Genomic DNA, 15,423 nt, shown 5'->3' on the forward strand with positions numbered 1-15,423 from the left:
CGCGACCACCGTCATCCTCGTCGGGACGCTCGTCGTCTTCGTCGTGCAGTACTTCCGCCGCGATCGTGGGGACCACTGATGGCCATCTTCCTCGCCCTGTCCGGGCTCGCCGTGCTCCTCGTCGCGCTGGTGCTGTTCCTGCGCGGCCGGAAGGACGCGCCGCAGGGTACGCCGCTGCCGAACGGTCGCGCGCTCGTACTGCTGACGCTCCTGGGGCTCATGCTCGCCCTCGCGTCGCAGCTGCCGATCTTCGCCTGAGCGGCCGACGGCCCGAGGCCTACTGCGGCTGCAGTCCCAGGTCGTCGAGGTCGATCGCCGCGAGCCACTGCAGGCCTTCGGCCTCGACGGCGGCCTGCGCGCCGGTCTTCCGGTCGACGATCACCGCGACGGCGACGGGCTCTGCGCCCTCGCGGCGCAGCGCCGCGACAGCCTTCAGCGCCGACTGTCCCGTCGTCGACGTGTCCTCCACCACGACGACGCGCTTGCCGACGATGTCGGCGCCCTCGACCTGACGGCCGCGGCCGTGGTCCTTCGGCTCCTTGCGGACCACGAACGCGTCGAGCGGGTGGTCGGTGCGCGCCGATTCGTGCAGCACGGCGTTCGCGATCGGATCGGCCCCGAGCGTCAGCCCGCCCACGGCGACGACGCCGTCGACGTCGCGGATGAGGTCGAGCATGATCCGCCCGATGGCGGGGGCCGCACGGTGGTCGAGCGTGAGCCGGCGCATGTCCACGTAGTACGAGGCCTTCTTGCCACTGGAGAGGGTGAAGTCGCCGTGGAACACCGCCTCGTCCTGGATGAGGGAGATGAGGCGCCGGCGGTCGGCTTCGAGCTCGGGCGTGGAGGCGGCGGTCATGCCTCCGAGTCTACGGAGGAGCCGCGCCGCGACCGCGTCCAGGATGACGGCTCGGAAAGAACCGCGATTATTGCCGGGAAATGTGCGGGGCGCGGGGTTGCGGCATCCCTAGAGTCGAGAGTCGGTCCACAATCGCCGTGACGCGCCCACCCCGACGCGCGACGGCGGCATCGAGCACAGGAGCCCCCCATGACGCAGATCGGCATCGTCGCCGAGCGACCCGGCGAGCGCCGCGTCGCGGCATCCCCCCTCACCGTCGGCCGGATCCTCGCGCTCGGCTACGACGTGGTCGTGGAGACGGATGCCGGCGCCGCGTCGTCGTTCCCCGACGACGCCTACGTCGAGGCCGGGGCACGCATCGTCGCCCGCGCCGAGGCCTGGTCCTCGCCCGTGGTGCTGAAGATCAACGCGCCTGAGCCCGACGAGATCGCCCTGCTCAGCCCCGGCGCCACACTCATCGGCCTCCTGGCCCCCGCGTTCCGTCCGGAGCTGCTGTCGGCGCTCGCGGCGCACGGCGTCACGGCCCTCGCGATGGACGCCGTCCCACGCATCTCCCGCGCCCAGTCGATGGACGTCCTGAGCTCGATGGCGAACATCTCCGGCTACCGCGCCGTCGTCGAGGCCGCGCACGAGTTCGGGCGGTTCTTCACCGGCCAGGTGACCGCGGCCGGCAAGGTCCCGCCCGCGAAGGTGCTGATCGCGGGGGCCGGTGTCGCCGGCCTCGCCGCGATCGGCGCCGCCTCGAGCCTCGGCGCGATCGTCCGGGCCACCGATCCGCGACCCGAGGTCGCCGACCAGGTCCGCTCGATCGGGGGCGAGTACCTCGCCGTCGAGGTGGCCGAGCAGATGGTCTCCGCCGACGGCTACGCGAAGGCCACGAGCGAGGCGTACGACCGGCGCGCCGCGGAGATCTACTCCGAGCAGGCCGCGGACGTCGACATCATCATCACGACCGCGCTCATCCCGGGCCGCGCGGCCCCGCGCCTCATCACGGCGGCCGACGTCGCGGCGATGCGGCCCGGCAGCGTCATCGTCGACATGGCCGCGGCTCAAGGCGGCAACGTCGAGGGGTCGGTCGCCGGCGAGCGCATCGTGACACCGGGCGGTGTCGTGATCCTGGGATACACCGACCTCGCGGGGCGGCTCCCCCAGCAGGCGTCGCAGCTGTACGGGACGAACCTCCTGAACCTGCTCAAGCTGCTGACGCCCGGCAAGGACGGGCAGCTGACGATCGACGACGCCGACATCGTGCAGCGCTCCGTCACCGTCGTGAAGGAGGGCGCCGTCACGTGGCCTCCGCCGCCCGTGCAGGTTTCGGCGGCACCGGCGGCCGCGCCCGTCGAGCCGCAGGCGGTGCGCGAGGCCAAGCCCGTGAGCCCCGTGCTGAAGGGCGTGCTCACGACGCTCGGCATCGCCGCGCTCTTCCTCGTCGCCGCCGTCGCGCCGGCGCCGCTGCCGCAGCACTTCACCGTGCTGGTGCTGTCGGTCGTCGTCGGCTTCTACGTCATCGGCAAGGTCGCGCACGCGCTGCACACGCCGCTCATGAGCGTCACGAACGCCATCTCCGGCATCATCATCGTCGGCGCGATGCTGCAGATCACCGTGGACGACCCGATCGTGCAGGCCCTCGCGGCCGTCGCGGTGCTGCTCGCGAGCATCAACATCTTCGGCGGGTTCGCCGTCACGCGGCGCATGCTCGCGATGTTCCAGAAGGGGGCCGGTCGATGACCGCCGAATCCGTCGCGACCGGGGCGTACCTCGTCGCCGCGCTGCTGTTCATCCTGAGCCTCGCGGGGCTCAGCAAGCACGACACCGCCCGCCGGGGCGTGCTCTTCGGGATCGTCGGCATGGCGATCGCGCTCGTCGCGACGTTCTGGCTCGCCGCGACCGCCGGGTGGGGCTCGGCCGCCACGATGACGGGACTCGTCGTCCTCATCGTCGCGATGATCGTCGGCGGAGCCATCGGCCTGTGGCGGGCGCGCGTCGTCGCCATGACCGGGATGCCGGAGCTCATCGCGCTCCTGCACTCCTTCGTCGGTCTCGCCGCCGTCCTCGTCGGCTGGAACGGGCACCTGCACGCGCCGGAGCTCGTCGGAGCCCTCCGCGACATCCACCACGCCGAGGTCTTCATCGGCGTCTTCATCGGCGGGGTCACCTTCACCGGGTCGATCGTCGCCTTCCTGAAGCTGTCCGCGCGGATGCCGTCGCGTCCGCTCGTCCTACCCGGCAAGAACATCCTGAACCTCGGCGCCCTCGTCCTGTTCGTGGGCCTGACCGTCTGGTACGTGCTGACCCCCGAGCTGTGGCTGCTCGTCGCCGTGACGATCGTCGCGCTCGCGCTCGGCTGGCACCTCGTCGCCTCGATCGGCGGCGGCGACATGCCCGTCGTCGTCTCGATGCTCAACAGCTACTCGGGCTGGGCCGCCGCCGCCGCGGGCTTCCTGCTGAACAACGACCTGCTGATCGTGACGGGCGCGCTCGTCGGCTCGTCGGGTGCCTACCTGTCGTACATCATGTGCAAGGCGATGAACCGCTCGTTCCTCTCCGTCATCGCGGGCGGCTTCGGGATCGAAGCTCCGCAGAGCGGCGACGCCGAGACGGGCGAGCACCGCGAGATCGACGCGGAGAGCGCGGCCGAGCTGCTGGCATCCGCCGCGTCGGTCGTCATCACCCCCGGCTACGGGATGGCCGTCGCACAGGCGCAGTACCCGGTCGCCGAGCTCACGCAGCGTCTGCGCGACCGTGGCGTCGACGTGCGATTCGGCATCCACCCGGTCGCCGGCCGCCTCCCCGGGCACATGAACGTGCTGCTGGCCGAAGCCCGTGTGCCGTACGACGTCGTGCTCGAGATGGACGAGGTGAACGACGACTTCGCCCGCACGTCGGTCGTGCTCGTCATCGGCGCGAACGACACCGTCAACCCCGCCGCGGCGGAGGACCCGGGCAGCCCCATCGCCGGGATGCCGGTGCTACGCGTGTGGGAGGCCGAGCACGTCATCGTCTTCAAGCGGTCGATGGCATCCGGCTACGCCGGCGTCGCGAACCCCCTGTTCTGGCGCGAGAACACGCAGATGCTGTTCGGCGACGCGAAGGAGCGGGTCGAGGACATCCTCCGCGTCCTGTGAGGCCTTGCGCGTCGGCTGCTGTCGCCGCCGGTGAATAGGCTGGATGCCATGCGGCTTGCCACCTGGAACGTCAACTCGATCCGTGCCCGTGTCGGGCGGATCGTCGACTTCGCCGTCCGCGAGGACGTCGATGTGCTCGCGATGCAGGAGATCAAGTGCAAGCCCGAGCAGTTCCCGTACGCCGAGTTCGAGGCGGCCGGGTACACCGTCGAGGCGCACGGGCTCAGCCAGTGGAACGGCGTCGCGATCGCGAGTCGCGAGCCGCTCGAGGACGTCGTGACGGCGTTCCCCGGGATGCCGGGATTCGAAAAGGGCCACAACGGCCCGGGCGCGGCGCAGGAGGCGCGCGCGATGGGTGCGACGGTCGGTGGCGTGCGGGTATGGAGCCTGTACGTCCCGAACGGGCGGTCGCTCGATGACCCGCACTACCTCTACAAGCTCGACTGGCTCGAGGCCCTGCGCGGCTACACGCAGGAGACCCTCGCCGCGCAGCCCGACCTGGCGCTGGCCCTCACCGGCGACTTCAACATCGCGCCGACCGACGCCGACAACGGCGACCCGACGGTCGTCGAAGGTGTCACGACCCATGTGTCCCCGCCGGAGCGCGCCGCGTTCCAAGCCCTGCTGGATGCGGGCCTGGCCGACACCGTGCGTCCGCTCGTGCCGGAGGGCTACACCTACTGGGACTACAAGCAGCTCCGCTTCCCCCGCAATCAGGGGCTGCGGATCGACTTCATCCTGGGCTCGCACGCGTTCGCGAACGCGGTGGCGGGCGCCGCGATCCACCGCAACGAGCGGAAGGGCGACGGCCCCAGCGACCACGTGCCCGTCGTGGTAGACCTCGACCTCACCGGCCCCGCCGATGACGACGACGTCCCGATGATCTTCGGCTGACGCGCCCCGCCGCGCCGCGGCGCGGCATCCGCTCACCTGTCGCAACACGCCGCCCCGCCCGGTCATTCGGGACCGGTGAAACCCGCAGCCCGCCCGGCACCCCCGCTCACCTGTCGCGAAGCGTCGGCCCGCGCGGTCATTCAGGGCCGGCGAATCGCCGCACCCCGCTGCGCTGCGGCGCGGCGCGGCGCGGCGCGGCTCAGACTTCCCGGTCCTCGGGCCCCATGACGCCGGTGGCGACAGGTCCGGCCGGGGCGTAGCGCAGCCGCACGGCCCCCGTCCCCGAGCCGAACGGCGGCTCGACGAGGCGCAGTGTCGCGGGCACGGCGCCCTCCGGGAACACCTTCTTCCCCCGTCCGAGGACGAGCGGGTACACCCACAGGTTCAGCTCGTCGAAGAGCCCGGCGTCGAGCAGGCTGTGCGCGAAGTCGATGCTCCCGATGACGTGCGTCTCGGCGTACCGTGCGCGCAGCGCCGCGATCTCGGAGGCGAGGTCGGGGCCGAGAAGCGTGGATTCCGCCCAGTCCAGAGTCGGCGTGCCGCGCGACGCGACGTACTTCGGCACACCGTTGAGGACGTCCGCGATGACCGAGGCCTGTCCCGCGTGGCGCGGCCAGTACGCCGCGAAGATGTCGTACGTGCGGCGACCGAGGAGGAGCGCGTCGATGCGCGTGATGCCTTCGATGATCTGTTCCCCGCTGGCGCGGTCGGCGAACGGCGCCTGCCAGCCGCCGTAGGGGAATCCGCCACTGGGATCCTCGTCAGGGGCGCCGGGCGCCTGCGCGACGCCGTCGAGGGTCATGAAGATGTCGATGACGATGCGTCCGGTCATGAGGTGCCTCCGATGTGGAAGGTCGCGGCGAATCGCTCGAGCAGATTCTCGTCGCCGGAGACGACACGCACCACTCCTTCGTCGACCGCCTGGGCCGGCGTGAGCGCGCCGGAGATGATGTGACGGATGCCGGGATCGGCGGCGAACACGATGTCGGCCTCGCCCTCCGGCGGGCGCCCACCGACCGGCGGGGCCGGCGGTGCGAGCTGCGCGACCCGCAGGTCGTGCCGCGACACGTCGGCGCGGAGTGCGACGGCGCCCACGTGGACGTCGTATGCCGTCGCGGGCATGGTCGCGGCGGCATCCGCCTGGAAAGCAGTCCGGAGCGCCATCGTGAGCGAGTCCGCCGTCACGACGTCGCCCGGGCCGGGGTCGCCCATCGCCTGGAAGCCCCAGCGCCCGAGAGCGAGCATGATGGGCTCGAGCTCGCGCCCGTAGTCGGTCAGCTCATAGACGAGGCCGCAGTTCATCAGCGGCACCCGGCGGACGACCCCACCCTCTTGCAGCTCCTTGAGCCGCGTCGAGAGGATGTTCGTGGGAATGCGCGGCAGCCCCTGCTTGAGATCGGTGTAGCGGCGCGGCCCGACGAGCAGATCGCGGACGATGAGCAGCGCCCAACGCTCCCCGATCAGCTCGACGGCCGTCGTGACGCCGCAGTACTGGCCATAGCTCCGGGACGCCACTACTGCTGTGCCTGCTCCGCCAGGTACGCCTCGGGCCCCTGCGTGGCGGCCTGCGGATCCATGTAGAGGAACTCCAGGACGTTGCCGTCCGGGTCTTCCAGGTCGCGGGAGTACATAAAGCCGTAGTCCTGCGCGGGGCGCGGCTCCACCCCGCCCGCCGCGATGCCGGCGGCCAGCACGGCGTCGACCTCTTCGCGCGACGGTCGGCTCAGCCCGGTGAGCGCCTGCGCGGTCGTCCGTGGGTCGGCCACCTCCTTGTCGGTGAACGTCGCGAAGAACTCGCGCGTCAGCACCATGAAGTAGATGTTCTCGTCCCACACGACACACGCGGCGTTCTCGTCGGTGAAGAGCGGGTTGAGTTCGCAGCCGAGGGCCATGTAGAACGCCTTGCTGCGCTCGAGGTCGGCGGTCGGCAGGTTGACGAAGATGTCGGTCATCGCGTCCTCCAGAGGATGGGCCCCGGCGTCTGTGACGGGACTGATGGGATACTTGCAAATAACAAGCTTGCTTGTCAAGAGCAAGTGAATGGTGCGCGATCTCCCCCGCTCGGCGGATGTCACGCCGCGGCCTCCGCCCTACGTTGGAGGGATGACGGCTCCGCCTTCGCCCCGCTCCCGCCTGATCCCCGGCGACCTCTGGCTCGCCGGGCTCATGCTCGTCGCCGGCATCCTCAGCACCGGCCTCGGCCAGGTCGCCGGCGTCTACGGCGACGATGGGCCGCCGCTCGGCTGGGGCGTCGTCTACGCGCTGGGGCTGACGGTGCCGCTCGCGGTGCGCCGCCGGCATCCAGAACTCGTCCTCGTCGGCGTCGCGATCGCGTTCTTCGTCGGCGTCTCGTTCCGGATCCCGGAGATCTACGTCGGCAACATCGCCCTCTTCATCGCGATGTATACGGTGGGTGCGTGGGCGGCGGACCGGCGGCGCGCCACGACGGTGCGCCTGCTCGTGATCGTGGGCATGTTCGTGTGGCTCATCGTGACGACGTTCCAGTCGGCGGTCGGCGACGGCGCCGAGGACGGACTCTCCCGGGCGGGTCTCTTCTCGCCGTTCGCGGCCTTCATCCTCATGCAGTTCCTCGTCAACGCGGCGTTCTTCGGCGGCGCATACTTCTTCGGCGAGCGCGCGTACGCCCAGCGGCTGGCGCGGACGGCGCTGGAGGAGCGCACCGCCGACCTCGAACGGGAGCGGGAGCTCACCGCGGCGCAGGCCGTCGCGCTGGATCGCGTGCGCATTGCGCGCGAACTGCACGACGTCGTGGCCCACCACGTCTCGGCGATGGGCGTGCAGGCCGGCGCGGCGCGCGCCGTGCTCGATCGAGATCCGGCCGGTGCGCGAACCGCGCTCGCGGCCATCGAGGCATCGGCCCGCGATGCACTCGACGAGCTGCGCCATCTGCTCGAGACGCTGCGGACCCCCGACGCCGACGGGCCGGGCGCCTCCACCCTGCACCTGGACGCCCTGGGGGAGCTCATCGCGCATGCGTGCGAGAACGGGCTGCCGACGACGCTGACCGTCGTAGGCGAACCCGTCGAGGCGTCCGAACTCGTCCAGGTGAACCTCTACCGCATCGCCCAGGAGGCCCTGACGAACGCGCGCCGGCACGGCGGCCCGGATGCCGTCGCAGATGTGCGGCTCCGCTACGACGAAGGCGCCATCGAGCTCGAGATCGCCAACAGCGGCCGCGTCACGCCGGGCACGCGGCCGGGTCTCGGTCTCGTCGGGATGCGCGAGCGCGCCGTCGCGTCCGGCGGCACGTTCGAGGCGGGGCCGCGCGCGCGCGGCGGCTTCGTCGTGCGGGCGCGTGTGCCCGCCGCCGCGGCGGTGCCCGCGTGATCCGCGTGCTCCTCGTCGATGACCACGCCGTCATGCGCGCGGGCTTCCGGATGATCCTCGAGGCGGCGGGCGACATCGAGATCGTGGGTGAGGCGGCAGACGGCGCGGCCGCCGTGGCTGCGGCATCCGCCCTGCAACCGGACGTCGTCTGCATGGACGTGCAGATGCCCGGCATGGACGGCCTCGAGGCGACCCGGCGGATCGTCGACGTCCTCGGCAGCCGGGCAGCCGTCGTCGTCGTCACGACGTTCGACCGCGACGACTACCTCTTCCAGGCATTGGATGCCGGGGCGAGCGGCTTCCTGCTGAAGAACGCGGGGCCGGAGGAGCTCACCGCCGCGGTCCGGGTCGCGGCCGCCGGCGATGCCCTGCTCGCACCGGCGGTGACCCGCCGCGTCATCGAGCGCTTCGCGCCCCGGCCGGCGGAGGTCCCGGCCGCGCCGGCCACGCTGCACGTCGATCTCACCGAGCGCGAGCGGGAGGTGCTGCGCCTCGTCGCGCAGGCGCTCAGCAACGCCGAGATCGGCGAACGCCTGTTCATCGGCGAGGCGACGGTGAAGACGCACGTGTCGAACGTCCTGCAGAAGCTCGGGGTCCGCGACCGCGTGGCCGCGGTCGTCTGGGCGCACCGGCACGGCCTCACCTGACCTCCGGCGGGACCGCAGCGAGTCTCCCGGCCACGATCACCGACACCGCGGCCCGCGCAGCGAACTGCAGGACCGGGCGTGACGGATGGGGCGCATGGGGCCCACGCGCCCCATGAGCCACACGGCATCCTGCAGATCGCCGCGGCGCCACCCGCTGCGTCCCCCGTCCGGGCGCCGACCACGCAAAACGCTCGGCTGGGATTCCAGCCGAGCGTCTGCCTGACCTACTGACAACCGCAGAGGTCATGAGGTGCTGCAAGGGACCCTGAGAAACCACCCCCGAACCCGAGGGCGTCGCAGGAGTCGCGGATCAGGCCGCGACGGAGACCCGCGCGTAGCGCTCGATCAGGGCGCCGAACGCGTCGAGGTACGCGACGAGGAACGCGGCGGTCTCGTCGTTCGTGACCTCGCCGTCCTCGGTGAACAGGCCGGGGAGGGACTGGACGTAGCCCTCGGGCTGGCCGAGCGTCGGTGCGTTGAGGTGGCTGAGAATCGCCTTGAGGTGCTGCTGCGCGGCCGCCGTCGCGATGCCGCCGCCCGAGGTGCCGATGACGGCGGTCGGCTTGCCGTCGAAGGACGCCTGGCCGTACGGGCGCGCGGACCAGTCCAGCGCGTTCTTCAGGACGCCGGGAATCGAGCGGCTGTACTCGGGGGTCACGATGATGACGCCGTCGACGCCGGCGATCGCGTCCTTGAAGTCGCGCGCGGCCTGCGGGAAGTCCGCCTCGAGGTCCATCGAGTAGAACGGGAGGCCGGCGATCGGGATCTCCACGAGCGTCGTCCCGGCGGGGGCGAGGCGTTCCAGCGCCTTCGCGAGGCGGCGGTTGATCGAGGTCGACGAGAGGCTGCCGACGATGTAGCCGATGGTCCGGTCGGTCATGAGTGTGATTCCTCCAAGGGAGACGGGGTGCGCGTCGATCCGCGCCGTGACCCCTGGTCCAACCGTCCGCCGCGAACATCTATTCCAGCGCATGAAGTACCGCGGCCGAATCCCCCGCAGGGGGGAGGCGGCGCGTCCCGCGGCTCCGTAGCGTCGGAGGCACGATGACCGAGGAGGCACGATGCTCGAACTGAGCGGGATCACCAAGAGCTACGGCGCGCGCCGGGTGCTCGACGACGTCGGGTTCACCGTGACCGAGGGCCGCCTGACGGGCTTCGTCGGCGGTAACGGAGCGGGAAAGACCACGACGATGCGCATCATCCTGGGCGTCCTCTCCCGCGATGCCGGCACCGTGACCCTCGGCGGCAGCCCCGTGACGGCCGCCGACCGGCGCCGGTTCGGCTACATGCCGGAGGAGCGCGGCCTGTACCCCAAGATGCGGGTCCTGGAGCACGTCGTCTACCTCGCCCGGCTCCACGGCTTCAGCAAGGCGGATGCCACGACGCGTGCCACGGCCCTCCTCGAGGAGCTGGGGCTCGGCGAGCGCCTCGGCGACAACGTCGAGACCCTCTCGCTCGGCAACCAGCAGCGCGCGCAGATCGCCGCGGCGCTCGTGCACGACCCGCAGGTGCTGATCCTCGACGAGCCGTTCTCCGGGCTGGACCCCCTCGCCGTCGACGTCGTCGCCGCCGTGCTCCAGGCCCGCGCCGCGGCGGGCGCCGCCGTGCTGTTCTCCTCGCACCAGCTCGACGTCGTCGAGCGCCTGTGCGACGACCTCGTGATCGTCGCCGGGGGCACGATCCGCGCCGCCGGCAGCCGCAGCGAGCTCCGCGCGCAGCACGCGCTGCGGCGGTTCGAGCTGATCTCCGGCGGCGACGCCGGATGGCTGCGGTCCGAGCCCGGCGTCGATGTGCTCGAGTTCGACGGCGGCTACGCCCTGTTCGACGCGGACAGCGACGAGACGGCGCAGCGGGTCCTCCGCCGCGCGGTGGAGTCCGGCGACGTCGCGAGCTTCTCCCCCCGGCATCCCTCCCTCGCCCAGATCTTCAAGGAGGTCATCCAGTGACCACCCCCGCCGTCGCCCCCTCGTTCGCACAGAGCGTGTGGCTCGTCACCGAGCGCGAGGTCGGCTCCAAGCTGCGCAGCAAGGCGTTCGTCATCTCGACCGCCATCCTCTTCGCCATCGCCCTCGCGGGCGTCCTCTGGGGCGGGTTCGCCGCGCAGGCGGAGAACCGCATCCCCGTCGCGGTGACCTCGGAGACCGCGTCGGCGCTGGACGGCGGGAAGGATGCCGTCGAGGTCACCGAGGTCGGCTCGGCCGACGAGGCGCGCGACCTGGTGCGCTCCGGCGACGTCGACGCGGCCCTCGTCCCGGGCGGCGCCGAGCCGTTCGGGTACACGATCGTGGCCGACGAGTCGGCGCCATCCGCCCTCACGTCGCTGCTCAGCGTGTCCCCCGAGATCGAACTGCTGACGACCGGCGGCACGGATGAGATCCTCCGCTACTTCGTCTCGCTCGGGTTCGGTCTGATCTTCTTCATGGCCGCCCTCACCTTCGGCTCGACGATCGCGCAGAGCGTCGTGGAGGAGAAGCAGACCCGCGTCGTCGAACTGCTCATCTCGGCCATCCCGACCCGCGCGCTCCTGGCCGGAAAGGTCATCGGCAACACGATCCTCGCGATGGGGCAGGTGATCGGCCTCGCGGCCATCACGGTCGTGGGCCTCACCGTCACGGGGCAGAGCGCCCTGCTCGGCGGCCTCGGCGCGCCGCTGGTGTGGTTCGCGGTGTTCTTCCTGTTCGGCTTCATCCTGCTGGCGTCGCTGTTCGCGGCCGCCGCGGCGATGGTGTCGCGCCAGGAGGACATCGGGTCGACGACGACGCCCCTGACCTTCCTCGTGATGGCGCCGTACTTCCTCGTGGTGTTCTTCAACGACAACCCGGTCGTCCTGACGGTCATGTCGTACGTGCCGTTCTCGGCCCCCGTCGGCATGCCGGTGCGGGTCTTCCTCGGCGAGGCGCTGTGGTGGGAGCCGCTTCTCTCGCTGGCGGTGCTGCTGGCCACGTGCGTCGCGGCGATCCTCGTGGGCGCGAAGATCTACGAGAACTCGCTGCTGCGGATGGGCGCCCGCGTCTCGCTCGCCGACGCCCTCAAGGCCTGATCGGCCTACCCGGCATCCACGAGCACGGAGAGGACGTTCCCGGCGGGATCGCGGAACCAGGCGATGTCGGGTCCGCCGTTGCCGCGGGCGATGCCGCGCTCGTCGGTGCCGAAGTCGGGGTCGTCGTAGATCTTCGTCGCGACGCCCTGCGCGTTCAGTTGATCGACGGCGGCGTCGATGTCGTCGACGAGCAGGTTCAGGATGGTGAAGCTCGCCGGCACATGGTCGGCCTTCGGATAGGCGATCGCGCGCCATCCCCCCGGCATCGTGATCTCGAGGATCCCCATGCCATTGGTCTCGACCTGCAGGCCCAGCACGTCACGGTAGAACGCCTCGGCGGCGGGGATGTCGTCCACCGAGAATCCGGCGAACGACGCGGCGGAACGGATCATGATGCTCCTCGGGCTGATCCAGGCGGTGTCGAGGACAGTATCGACCGCCCCGCGCCGCGAGGGAAGGCCCTCAGCGCTCGACGAGGATGCCGTCGGCGTCGGCCCACACGTGCGCCCCCGGCCGGAAGGACACCCCGGCGATCGCCACCGTGACGTCGACCTCGCCGCGGCCGTCCTTCGCGCTCTTCCGCGGGTTCGAGCCGAGCGCCTTGACGCCGAGCGGCAGGGTCGCGAGAGCGGCGCGGTCGCGGACGGCGCCGTGCACGATGATCCCGGCCCAGCCGTTGCGGACAGCGGATGCCGCGATGAGGTCGCCGACGAGTGCGGACTCCAGCGAACCCCCGCCGTCGACGACGAGCACCGCCCCGTCGCCCGGCGTCGCCAGGATCTCCTTGACCAGCGCGTTGTCGCGATGGCAGCGGACCGTGCGGATGGCGCCGTCGAACGCCACGTGCCCGCCGAGGTCGTGCAGCTGCAGGGCGAGCGAGTCGAGCGCCTCACCGCGCTCGTCGAAGAGGTCGGCCGTCGCGATCGTCATGCGCCCACGCTATTGCCCCCGGCGCTCACAGCGGGAACAAAGCCGTATTGCATACAATTGAATCGAAGTGATCACGGGCCGACGATGTCCCTCCCCCGCACCACCAGGAGACGACATGAGCCTCACGCTCGACCGCACGGCCGCCACCGACACCCCCATCCTCGATGTCCTCGCGGAGCGCTGGAGCACCCGCATCTTCGACCCGGCCGCACCGCTGGACGAGGCCGCCCTCGCGAGCGCGCTCGAGGCGGCCCGCTGGGCCCCGTCCGCGAACAACACGCAGCCGTGGCGCTTCATCGTCGCCCGGCGCGGCACCGAGGCGCACGCCGCCGTCGTCGCCGCCCTCACGGGCTTCAACCAGGCGTGGGCCGCGGACGCCGCCGCGCTCGTCGTCTTCGCCGCGACGACCGAGATCGACGGCGAGCCGCAGCACTTCGCGACCTACGACACCGGCCAGGCCGCCGCGCACTTCACGGTGCAGGCGCACGCCTCCGGCCTCCACACCCACCAGATGGGCGGCTTCGACCGCGCCGCCGTCGGAGCGACGTTCGCTCTCGATGCAGGTGTCACGCCGCTGACCGTCATGGCCGTCGGCACCCTCGGCGACGTATCGGCCGCGCCCGAGCCGCTGCGCGAGCGCGAGCTCGCCCCGCGCACGCGCCGCAGCGTCAAGGACTCGCTCGTCGGGGCGTGAGCGCCGCTCAGCCTGCCGGCCGCTCGGCCGGCGGGTTGCGGTCCGGGTGCAGGACGGTCACGAGCGAGTACGAGTCGCCGCCGGCATCCGGGCCCCGTTCTTTGAACTCCTGCAGCAGGCCGTAGAGCCGCTTCTGCAGTTCGTCGAGATGCTCGGCGTTCAGCCGGAGCCCCAGCCAGCTCGTCTCGACGAGCTGCGGGTCGACCTCCTGCAGCTGCTGCCGCATCGTCTCGAGCAGGATGACGGAGAAGTTCGGCCCGTGCGGGGCATGCCATGACCGCCCCGTCGCCCGGTACGGCACCTCGCGCGCGCCGCGGGTGCCGGTGCGCGCCGGCTCGGCGGCCAGCAGCCCGGTGTCGACGAGGGTGCGGACGTGGTGGAGCATCGTGCCGGGGTTGACCTCGAGCAGTTCCGCGAGCTCCTTGTTGGTGCGGGCGTCGAATGCGCACAGGCGCAGCACGCGCAGCCGCAGCGGCGAGCTCAACGCCCGGGCGAGCGCGAGCGCCGCCTTGTCGGAGCCGTTCGCCTCGTGCGTCATGATGCGAGCGTAGCGGGGTGATTGACAGAACCCAACAGGTCGGCGCAGACTGATCGACATGTCCCAACCAGTCGAGTCGGAGGCGGCGCCGACCCCGCACCGCTCGCTGTGGCGCGACGGCAACTTCCTCACGATGTGGAGCGGTCAGGCGCTGAGCCAGTTCGGGGCGCAGATCACCGAACTCGCCCTCCCCGTCCTCGCCGTGCTGCTGCTCCAGGCCACGGAGTTCGACGTCGGCCTGCTGGGAGCCGCCGGAACGGCCGCGTTCCTGCTCGTCGGACTGCCCGCCGGAGCGTGGATCGACCGGCTCCGCAAGCGCCACGTCATGATCGTCGCCGACGTCATCCGCGCCGTCGCCCTCGCGGCGCTGCCCCTGCTGTGGTGGGCGGGTCTGCTGCAGATCTGGCACATGGTCCTCGTCGCCCTCGTCATGGGCGTCGCGACCGTCTTCTTCGACGTCTCCTACCAGAGCGTCGTGCCCTCACTGGTCCCCGCGGACCACATCGCCGAGGCGAACGGCAAGCTCGAGTCCACCGCCCAGCTCGCCGGCATCGCCGGTCCCGCGGCCGGCGGGTGGCTCATCGGGGTGATCACGGCCCCCTTCGCGGTGCTCGTCACCGCCGTCACCTACCTGCTGTCCGCCGGTGCGCTGCTGCGCACCCGCGACTCCGAGCTGGTCGCCGCGCGGCACGACCACGATCCGCTCGTCGCCTCGATCCGCGAGGGCCTGCGCTGGGTGTTCGGCAACGTGCACCTGCGACGGATCGTGGGAACGACCGGGGTGTCGAACTTCTTCAGCACGATCACCTTCACGCTGCTGCCGATCTTCCTGCTGCGCACGCTCGGCCTCTCGCCGGCCCAGATGGGGGTCATCTTCGCCGTGGGCGCGGTCGGCGGCTTCGTCGGCGCCCTCGTCACGCCCCGCATCCTCCGCCGCCTCGGGGAGGCGCGCACCATCCCGGCCAGCGCCATCGTCTTCTCGCTCATCGCCCTGCTGCTCCCGGCCGCCGTCGCCGTCCCCGCGATCGCCTTCCCGCTGCTGCTCGTGCAGAGCTTCCTCGGAACCTTCAGCGTCCTGCTCTACAACATCACGCAGGTCACCTTCCGCCAGCGGATCACGCCGCCCCGGCTGCTCGGCCGGATGAACGCGTCGATCCGGTTCTGCGTGTGGGGCGTCATGCCGATCGCGGCGCTCCTCGCCGGCGCGCTGGGCACGTGGCTCGGCGTCCCCACGACGATGTGGATCGCCGCGGCGGGCGCCCTGGCATCCGCGCTCTTCGTCATCACCGGCCCGTTCTGGCGGATGCGGGAGCTGCCGACGCCGGGCGACTGACGGCCCGGCACTGCACTG

The 15,423-nt window shown here is 71.5% G+C and carries 18 protein-coding genes; 10 read left to right on the forward strand and 8 right to left on the reverse strand.

The window, feature by feature from the left end; translation table 11 throughout:
* The first annotated feature begins 78 nt into the window (after nucleotides 1-78).
* The gene (locus BR85_RS09495; RefSeq protein ID WP_231478643.1) at nucleotides 79-258 is read left to right on the forward strand and encodes a hypothetical protein; all 180 of its coding nucleotides are present in this window, start codon (nucleotides 79-81) and stop codon (nucleotides 256-258) included.
* Nucleotides 259-277: 19 nt separating this feature from the next.
* Here the strand turns inward: BR85_RS09495 and pyrE are convergent, their stop codons facing one another.
* Complete coding sequence (gene pyrE / locus BR85_RS09500; RefSeq protein WP_028496339.1) at nucleotides 278-856, reverse strand: orotate phosphoribosyltransferase; 579 nt, start codon at nucleotides 854-856, stop codon at nucleotides 278-280.
* Between the two features lie 189 nt (nucleotides 857-1,045).
* Here pyrE and BR85_RS09505 point away from each other — a divergent pair, with 189 nt between their 5' ends.
* The 3 genes from BR85_RS09505 to BR85_RS09515 are packed head-to-tail and all read left to right on the forward strand — an operon-like array spanning nucleotide 1,046 to nucleotide 4,875.
* Nucleotides 1,046-2,584: a Re/Si-specific NAD(P)(+) transhydrogenase subunit alpha gene (locus BR85_RS09505; RefSeq protein ID WP_028496338.1), complete on the forward strand. Its 1,539-nt coding sequence runs from the start codon at nucleotides 1,046-1,048 to the stop codon at nucleotides 2,582-2,584.
* Entirely contained in the window at nucleotides 2,581-3,981 is a 1,401-nt protein-coding gene (pntB, locus tag BR85_RS09510; protein ID WP_028496337.1) for a Re/Si-specific NAD(P)(+) transhydrogenase subunit beta, read from the forward strand. The genes BR85_RS09505 and pntB overlap by 4 nt, the downstream gene beginning before the upstream one ends.
* A 48-nt stretch (nucleotides 3,982-4,029) precedes the next feature.
* Entirely contained in the window at nucleotides 4,030-4,875 is an 846-nt protein-coding gene (locus tag BR85_RS09515; protein WP_028496336.1) for an exodeoxyribonuclease III, read from the forward strand.
* A 199-nt stretch (nucleotides 4,876-5,074) separates the two neighbouring features.
* On the opposite strand, the gene BR85_RS09520 is transcribed toward BR85_RS09515, so the two are convergent.
* The 3 genes from BR85_RS09520 to BR85_RS09530 are packed head-to-tail and all read right to left on the reverse strand — an operon-like array spanning nucleotide 5,075 to nucleotide 6,827.
* Nucleotides 5,075-5,707 (reverse strand): dihydrofolate reductase family protein, encoded by a 633-nt coding sequence (locus BR85_RS09520; protein ID WP_028496335.1) that lies wholly within the window; start codon nucleotides 5,705-5,707, stop codon nucleotides 5,075-5,077.
* The gene (locus BR85_RS09525; RefSeq protein ID WP_028496334.1) at nucleotides 5,704-6,390 is read right to left on the reverse strand and encodes a winged helix-turn-helix transcriptional regulator; all 687 of its coding nucleotides are present in this window, start codon (nucleotides 6,388-6,390) and stop codon (nucleotides 5,704-5,706) included. Before BR85_RS09525 ends, BR85_RS09520 begins: the two co-directional genes overlap by 4 nt.
* On the reverse strand, nucleotides 6,390-6,827 hold the full coding sequence (locus BR85_RS09530) for a VOC family protein (RefSeq protein WP_028496333.1): 438 nt from the start codon (nucleotides 6,825-6,827) through the stop codon (nucleotides 6,390-6,392). The genes BR85_RS09525 and BR85_RS09530 overlap by 1 nt, the downstream gene beginning before the upstream one ends.
* A 151-nt stretch (nucleotides 6,828-6,978) precedes the next feature.
* On the opposite strand from BR85_RS09530, the gene BR85_RS09535 reads away from it, so the two are divergent.
* Together BR85_RS09535 and BR85_RS09540 are read left to right on the forward strand one after the other, a co-directional pair.
* Nucleotides 6,979-8,223 carry a sensor histidine kinase gene (locus BR85_RS09535; protein WP_028496332.1) on the forward strand — a complete coding sequence of 415 codons (1,245 nt, stop codon included), beginning with the start codon at nucleotides 6,979-6,981 and terminating at the stop codon, nucleotides 8,221-8,223.
* On the forward strand, nucleotides 8,220-8,870 hold the full coding sequence (locus tag BR85_RS09540) for a response regulator (RefSeq protein ID WP_028496331.1): 651 nt from the start codon (nucleotides 8,220-8,222) through the stop codon (nucleotides 8,868-8,870). Before BR85_RS09535 ends, BR85_RS09540 begins: the two co-directional genes overlap by 4 nt.
* Before the next feature lie 310 nt (nucleotides 8,871-9,180).
* On the opposite strand, the gene BR85_RS09545 is transcribed toward BR85_RS09540, so the two are convergent.
* On the reverse strand, nucleotides 9,181-9,750 hold the full coding sequence (locus tag BR85_RS09545) for an NADPH-dependent FMN reductase (RefSeq protein WP_028496330.1): 570 nt from the start codon (nucleotides 9,748-9,750) through the stop codon (nucleotides 9,181-9,183).
* A 181-nt stretch (nucleotides 9,751-9,931) separates the two neighbouring features.
* Between BR85_RS09545 and BR85_RS09550 the strand changes: the two genes are divergently transcribed.
* Both BR85_RS09550 and BR85_RS09555 read left to right on the forward strand, forming a co-directional pair.
* Nucleotides 9,932-10,816 carry an ABC transporter ATP-binding protein gene (locus BR85_RS09550; RefSeq protein WP_028496329.1) on the forward strand — a complete coding sequence of 295 codons (885 nt, stop codon included), beginning with the start codon at nucleotides 9,932-9,934 and terminating at the stop codon, nucleotides 10,814-10,816.
* A complete protein-coding gene (locus tag BR85_RS09555) occupies nucleotides 10,813-11,910 on the forward strand; it encodes an ABC transporter permease (protein ID WP_028496328.1) in 1,098 nt (365 codons plus the stop codon). The genes BR85_RS09550 and BR85_RS09555 overlap by 4 nt, the downstream gene beginning before the upstream one ends.
* Before the next feature lie 5 nt (nucleotides 11,911-11,915).
* On the opposite strand, the gene BR85_RS09560 is transcribed toward BR85_RS09555, so the two are convergent.
* The gene (locus tag BR85_RS09560) at nucleotides 11,916-12,302 is read right to left on the reverse strand and encodes a VOC family protein (RefSeq protein WP_028496327.1); all 387 of its coding nucleotides are present in this window, start codon (nucleotides 12,300-12,302) and stop codon (nucleotides 11,916-11,918) included.
* A 70-nt stretch (nucleotides 12,303-12,372) separates the two neighbouring features.
* Complete coding sequence (gene rraA / locus BR85_RS09565; protein WP_028496326.1) at nucleotides 12,373-12,840, reverse strand: ribonuclease E activity regulator RraA; 468 nt, start codon at nucleotides 12,838-12,840, stop codon at nucleotides 12,373-12,375.
* A gap of 115 nt (nucleotides 12,841-12,955) precedes the next feature.
* Between rraA and BR85_RS09570 the strand changes: the two genes are divergently transcribed.
* On the forward strand, nucleotides 12,956-13,534 hold the full coding sequence (locus BR85_RS09570; protein WP_028496325.1) for a nitroreductase family protein: 579 nt from the start codon (nucleotides 12,956-12,958) through the stop codon (nucleotides 13,532-13,534).
* Nucleotides 13,535-13,541: 7 nt separating this feature from the next.
* Here the strand turns inward: BR85_RS09570 and BR85_RS09575 are convergent, their stop codons facing one another.
* A complete protein-coding gene (locus BR85_RS09575) occupies nucleotides 13,542-14,072 on the reverse strand; it encodes an ArsR/SmtB family transcription factor (RefSeq protein ID WP_028496324.1) in 531 nt (176 codons plus the stop codon).
* Between the two features lie 58 nt (nucleotides 14,073-14,130).
* Here BR85_RS09575 and BR85_RS09580 point away from each other — a divergent pair, with 58 nt between their 5' ends.
* Nucleotides 14,131-15,405, forward strand: coding sequence for an MFS transporter (locus BR85_RS09580; RefSeq protein WP_051526263.1), 1,275 nt, complete (start codon nucleotides 14,131-14,133; stop codon nucleotides 15,403-15,405).
* The last annotated feature ends 18 nt before the right edge of the window (nucleotides 15,406-15,423 follow it).

The sequence above is a fragment of the Microbacterium sp. UNCCL10 genome, from assembly GCF_000746195.1.
Classification (GTDB): Bacteria; Actinomycetota; Actinomycetes; order Actinomycetales; family Microbacteriaceae; genus Microbacterium; species Microbacterium saccharophilum.